At 71.0% G+C, this 6,067-nt stretch carries 5 protein-coding genes; 4 read left to right on the top strand and 1 reads right to left on the bottom strand.

Annotated elements, in window-relative coordinates:
• Positions 1–350 precede the first annotated feature (350 nt).
• Complete coding sequence (locus tag AMK22_RS36845) at positions 351–1,169, bottom strand: IclR family transcriptional regulator (RefSeq protein ID WP_073792079.1); 819 nt, start codon at positions 1,167–1,169, stop codon at positions 351–353.
• A gap of 287 nt (positions 1,170–1,456) precedes the next feature.
• Between AMK22_RS36845 and AMK22_RS36840 the strand changes: the two genes are divergently transcribed.
• From AMK22_RS36840 to AMK22_RS36825, 4 genes are all read left to right on the top strand, one after another.
• Entirely contained in the window at positions 1,457–2,827 is a 1,371-nt protein-coding gene (locus AMK22_RS36840) for an aspartate aminotransferase family protein (protein WP_073792077.1), read from the top strand.
• Positions 2,827–4,014, top strand: a complete 1,188-nt coding sequence (locus AMK22_RS36835; protein ID WP_073792076.1) for a mandelate racemase/muconate lactonizing enzyme family protein — start codon at positions 2,827–2,829, stop codon at positions 4,012–4,014. The genes AMK22_RS36840 and AMK22_RS36835 overlap by 1 nt, the downstream gene beginning before the upstream one ends.
• The gene (locus tag AMK22_RS36830) at positions 4,011–4,856 is read left to right on the top strand and encodes an amidohydrolase family protein (RefSeq protein WP_073792074.1); all 846 of its coding nucleotides are present in this window, start codon (positions 4,011–4,013) and stop codon (positions 4,854–4,856) included. The genes AMK22_RS36835 and AMK22_RS36830 overlap by 4 nt, the downstream gene beginning before the upstream one ends.
• Positions 4,857–5,063: 207 nt before the next feature.
• Positions 5,064–5,903: an SDR family NAD(P)-dependent oxidoreductase gene (locus AMK22_RS36825; RefSeq protein WP_073792072.1), complete on the top strand. Its 840-nt coding sequence runs from the start codon at positions 5,064–5,066 to the stop codon at positions 5,901–5,903.
• Positions 5,904–6,067 lie beyond the last annotated feature (164 nt).

Genomic DNA, 6,067 nt, shown 5'->3' with positions numbered 1-6,067 from the left:
GAGCACGACGGGACGACGGGGCGGTGGGGTGGTGCGGAACGCTCATGCGGACTTCGCCTTCCGAGAAGCGCCGGGAATGAGGGAGCGTTCCTGCGGTGGACTGCCGAGAGGCGGATGGCTGCAAAGGTCCGGTCGTCTGGTGTTCCGGACGCGATGGGCAGGCGTCGGAAGCGAACCGGAAGGGAGTGAAGCGCGAGTGACGGGAGGATGTCCTCGCGGTTGGCAGGGAACCTACGGCGGGTTGTGGCGATTGGTCAAGACCCGAATTTGTCGGAGTACGTCGTCCGGTGCCGTGACAGGCGGCGACGGATGCCGGACGGGCGTCGGTGCCGGGAGGGTCGCCGGGAGGTCTACGCGGCGCCCTCCGCGTCGTCGACCCAGCCCAGTGAGAGGCTGATCCGCCGCGCCGCATCCCGTACCTGGCCGCCCAGTTCCTGGTAGCGCCAGGCCGGCAGGCCGAGCTTGAGACCCGTGATGGAGACGGCTCCCGCGCACACCGAGCGGTCGTCGAGGACGGGGGCGCCGATGCAGATGATGCCCTCGGCGTCCTCCTCGTCGTCCAGGGCGTAGCCGACCCGGGCGATGTCGCGCAGGTGCGCCAGGAACGTGTCCCGGTCGGTGATGGTGCGGGAGGTGCGGCCGGGCAGTCCGAACCGATCGACGACGGCGGCGGCCTCGCTCTGCGGCATGGCGGACAGCAGCGCCTTGCCCAGGCCCGTGCAGTGCGGCAGCTCGCGGTGGCCCATCCGCAGATCGAGGCGGACCCGCTGGTCGAGCTCGACCTGGTCCACGACGACCGCGTGACCGTCCTCGGGGATCGCGAGCCGGGACGCCATGCCGGTGGTGCGGGTGAGTTCGCTCAGAACGGGGCGGGCCACCCCGCGCAGCGAGACCTGCGCACGGGCCCGGTCGCCGAGCCGGGCCAGGCTCATGCCGAGCCGGTAGCGGCGGTTCATGCCCTCGCCGTCGTCGGAGACGAGGCCGTAGGCGCGGAGGGTCTGGAGCATGCCGAAGGCGGCGCTCTTGGAGATGGAGCAGGCGTGTGCGACCTCCGTGACGCTCAGGCCGTTCCCCTGCGTGGGGGCGGCGAGCGCTTCGAGGATGTCCGCTGCCCTGGCCACGCTCTTGACCCAGTACTTCGGTTCTTCTGTGGCAGAGCTGTTCGTCATAGCAGAACAGTTTAGTGCCTGAGCGTGAGGTTCTTGATGGCTCCCTCCTGCTAAAGGCTGAGAATCGACGATTCGATGTCCGAAAGGGGGTTGACCGCCCCTAGTGGCCCACGTACTATCCAGGAACTGTTCTGCTCTACAGAACAGTGTTCAGAAAAAGCGAGCACCACCCACGCAACACGGATCACTCTCTTCCTGCGGCGACTGCCGGGCGGATGGCGCCAGGGACTCACGGGCCGGGCAGGGCCCGCGACAACCGACGACTATCGACGCAAGGAGCAAGCGATATGAGTTCAGGCCCGGCCGGCAACGAATCCGGAGCCCGACTCGCCGAGCGCGCCCGCCGGGTCGTACCCGGCGGCGTGAACAGCGGTCAGCGAAGCGTTCCCGGACTGACCGACCTCGTCGTCACCGGCACCGACGGCGCGCGGTTCCGTACCGCCGACGGACGCGAGTACACCGACTTCCACTCGGCGTTCGGCCCGCCGCTGCTCGGTCACAACGACCCCGACGTGGCCCGCGCCACCGCCGAGGCCGGCACCACCCTCGGCCACATGGGCGTCGGCGTCACCGAGGGCGAGGTCCTCCTCGCCGAACAGCTCGCCGAGCTGATCCCGTCGATCGAGAAGGTGCTGCTCACCAGCACCGGCAGCGAGGCCACGTTCCACGCGCTGCGCGTCTCCCGCGCCGCCACCGGCCGCCGCCTCGTCGTCAAGTTCCAGGGCTGCTACCACGGCTGGCACGACTCCGTCAGCCTCAACGTCATCTCCGCCCCGGACAAGGTCGGCGGCCACGACCCGATCTCCACCGGCATCCTGCCCGAGGTCCTCGAAGCCACCCTCGTCCTGCCGTTCAACGACAGCGAGGCCGTCCGCCGCACCTTCGCCGAGCACGGCTCCGAGATCGCCGCCGTCATCGTCGAACCCGTCCCGCACAACGTCGGCACGCTCCTGCCGTACCAGGAGTTCCTCACCACGCTGCGCGAGGAGACCCGCAAGGCCGGCAGCGTCCTGATCTTCGACGAGGTCATCACCGGATTCCGCCACGACATCGGCGGCTGGCAGAAGATCTCCGGCGTCACCCCCGACCTCACCACCCTCGGCAAGGCCATCGCCAACGGCGCCCCCGTCGGCGCGATCGGCGGCCGCGCCGACCTGATGGACCTCTTCTCCACCATCCCCGGCGCCCCCGCCTTCTTCGCCGGCACGTACAACGGACACCCGTCCGTCGTCGCCGCCGCCCTCGCCACCCTGCGCAAGCTCCGCGAGGAGCCCGTGCACGAGCACGTCTTCCGGCTCGGCGAGCGCGTCCGCACCGAACTGACCGGGCTGTACGAGCGCCTCGGCGTCCCCGCCGTCGTCACCGGCTACGGCTCCGTCTTCGTCAGCTACTTCATGCCCGGCGAGACCCCCCGCACCTACGCGGACCTGCTGAACAACGACGCCTCCCTGTTCGTCGGCTACCGCCGCAAGCTCCTGGAGCACGGCCTGTTCGAGCTGCCGCTCAACCTCAAGCGCAGCCACATCAGCTACGCCCACACCGACGCCGACGTGGACCGCCTCGTCGAGGGCACCGAGGCGGCGGTCAGGGCCGTCCTCGACGAGGGCGGCGCCCGCGACCTGGAGAACACCTCCACCATGGGCGGGGCGACCCGCTGATGCTCACCGTCAACAGCAGCCGCCCGGCCGGCCCCGCCGGACGCATCAGCCGCGTCGAGACCCTGATGCTCGGCACAGCCTGGCGCGACTTCGGCTATGTCCGGGTGCACACCGACGAGGGCCTGTCCGGCATCGGCGAGATCACCCACCCCTACCGGGTCCGGGAGGTCTGCGCCCTCACCGAGTCGATCGCCCAGCGGCATCTCATCGGCGCCGACCCCTTCGACGTCGAGGAGCTGTGGCTCCGCGTCTACCAGGGCGACTTCCTGCGCGGCGGCGACATGGGCGGCATCGCCCTGTCGGGCCTCGACCAGGCCATGTACGACCTGATGGGCAAGGCGCTCGGGGTGCCCGCCTACCGCCTCACCGGCGGCGCCTGCCGCGACCGCGTCCGCGTGTACGCCAACGGCTGGTACACCGGCGAACGCGAACCCGAGACCTTCGCCGCCAAGGCGAAGGAGACCGTGGCCAAGGGCTTCACCGCCCTCAAGTTCGACCCGTTCGGCCCCGGACTGCACGAGCTGGAGCGCGCGGAACTGCGCCGCTCCGTCGACCTGGTGGCCGCCGTCCGCGAGGCCATCGGACCGGACGTCGACCTGTTCATCGAGGGCCACGCCCGGTTCGCCATGCCTACCGCCGCCCGCCTGGTGCGCGAGCTGGAACCGTTCGACATCGGCTGGTTCGAGGAGCCGATGCCCTGGACCCACATCGAGCGCTACGCGGAGCTGCGGCAGCGCGCCGCGTTCCCGATCTCCGGCGGCGAGCACTTCCACAACCGCTACGAGTACAAGCAGCTGTTCGCCACCAACGCCGTCGACATCATCCAGCCCGACCTGTCCATGGCCGGCGGCCTCACCGAGGTCAGGAAGCTGGCCGCGATCGCCGACACCCACGGCATGCTGGTGGCCCCGCACAACTCCAACTCGCCGCTCTGCACCACGGTCTCGGTGCACGCGACGCTCGGCATCCCCAACTTCAAGATCCTTGAGACATTCGACGGGCTCCTGGAGGACTACGTCTTCGACGCGCTCCAGGGCACTCTCCCGATCACCGACGGCCACATCGGCCTGCCGACCGCCCCGGGGCTCGGTGTCGAACTCGTCGACGAGGTCTTCGAGGAGCACCCGCCCAGCCACCGGTTCTGGAACATGTTCGCGGACGGCTGGGAGAAGCGGAACCGGACATGATCGTCGACGTCCACTCGCACCTCTTCCGGCACAGCCACGACTTCACCGACCCGTTCAGGTCCGACTCCGCCCGCGCCCACGCGGGCGAGGTCGACCTGACGGTGACGTGGGAGGAGTACGCCGCCACCGCCCCCGAGGGCACCCGCACGATCGTCGTCGGGGGCAAGGCGCGGCGCAGCGGACTGTGGGTCGACGACGCGGCCGTGGCCGCGTACGCGGGAGAGCACCCGGACCGGCTCGTCGGGTATCTCTCCCTCGACCCCACCCAGCCCGGCTGGCAGGACGAACTCCGGTACGGACACCAGGAACTGGGCCTGCGCGGCATCAAACTGATGCCGATGTACGCGGGCTTCGACCCCGCCGCCGAGGAGTACGACGAGCTGTACGGCTACGCCGAACGGCACGGGCTCCCGCTCCTGGTGCACACCGGCACGACCTTCGTGTCGACGGCACCCCTGGAGTGGGCGATGCCCCGCCACCTGGACGCCGTCGCGATCCGCCACCCCGAACTGCGGATGGTCCTCGCGCACCTCGGCCATCCCTTCGAGGGCGAGTGCATCGCGGTCATCCGCAAGCATCCGCACGTGTACGCGGACATCAGCGCCCTGCACTACCGGCCCTTCCAGCTCTGGCACAGCCTCCGGCTGGCCCAGGACTACGGGGTCCTCCACAAGCTGATGTTCGGCAGCGACTACCCGTTCACGACGGTCGACGACTCGGTGAGGGGGCTGCGGGAGATCGCCCGCGTCCCCGGCATCCCGGGACTGCCGCCGCTCGACGTGGACGCGGTGGAGGAGATCATTCACCGGCCGTCGCTGGACCTGTTGGGCCTGAACGGCTGAGAGGCCGCCGGGTGGTCCCGGACCCGAGACCACCCGGCAGCCTCCGATCCGGCCGTTCCCGTGAACCTGCCGGTGCGGCGGACGGGCGCCCCGCCCGAGTCCGCCGCACCGGCAGCCGGGCCGCCGCGCACCCACCCCTGTGTCCCGCGCGGCGGCCCCCTCCCCGTACGCCCCGTTCTTCGCCGTCCCCGCCTGGAGGACCCCGCCATGACCGCAGCCGTCCCGTCCCGCCCCACCGACCGCTTCGACCTGACCGGGCGCACCGCGGTCGTCACCGGGGCAGCCCGGGGCCTGGGCCGGGCCTTCGCCGTCGGGCTCGCCGAGGCGGGCGCCGATCTGGTCCTGGTCGACCTGCCCGGCGCGGAGGGGATCGACGCGACGGCGGCACAGGTCGAGGCGCTCGGCCGCCGCGCCCGGGTGTGCGGACAGGACCTCGCGGACATCGACGCGCTGCCCGGCTTCGTCGACGCCGTGCGCGCCGAGGCCGGACCGCTGCACATCCTCGTCAACAACGCGGGCACGGCCGCCCTGGAGCGCTTCAACGAGATCACGCCCGCGAGCTGGTCGCACATCATGCGGGTCAACGTCGACGCGGTCTTCTTCCTCAGCCAGCGCGTCGCCGAACACATGACGGCGGACCGCGTCGCGGGCCGCATCATCACCATCACCTCGAAGAACGCCCTGGTGGCGGAGGCGGGCCTGACCCACTACAACGCCTCCAAGGCCGCCGCCCAACTGCTCACCGAGACGCTGGCGGTGGAGCTCGCCCCGCACGGCATCACCGCCAACACCCTCGCCCCCGGCATGGTCGAGACCCCCATCGACGGCGAATTCCCCTTCGACCGGGAGGCGTTCGAGGCCGCGTACCGCGAGCGCATCCCGCTCGGCCGCTACGCGCGGCCCGACGAGTGCGTGGGCGCGCTGCTGCTGCTCGCCTCGGACGCGGGGGCGTACCTCACCGGGGCGCGGATCGTCGTCGACGGGGGAGTGCTCGCCGACCAGATGCCGCGGATGCGTTTCATGCCGCCGTACCGGAACACCGTCTGACACCCGCGAGTGCCGTGACCGGCGGGCGTCGCCGGGAGGGGCACGAGCACGCATCGACCCCGACACCGCGAGGAGCACCTTCGTCATGTCCGTCCCCGCATCGTCCCCCGCCGAAGCCCCGCCGCCGTCGTCCCCGTCGTCGTCCCCGTCGTCCCGTCGTGCTC

Origin of the sequence: Streptomyces sp. CB01580, assembly GCF_001905795.1 — a bacterium.
In the GTDB taxonomy this organism is placed as follows: Bacteria; Actinomycetota; Actinomycetes; order Streptomycetales; family Streptomycetaceae; genus Streptomyces.
Note: the sequence above shows the minus strand (reverse complement) of the source record. Positions and strands in the feature narration are given on the sequence as shown.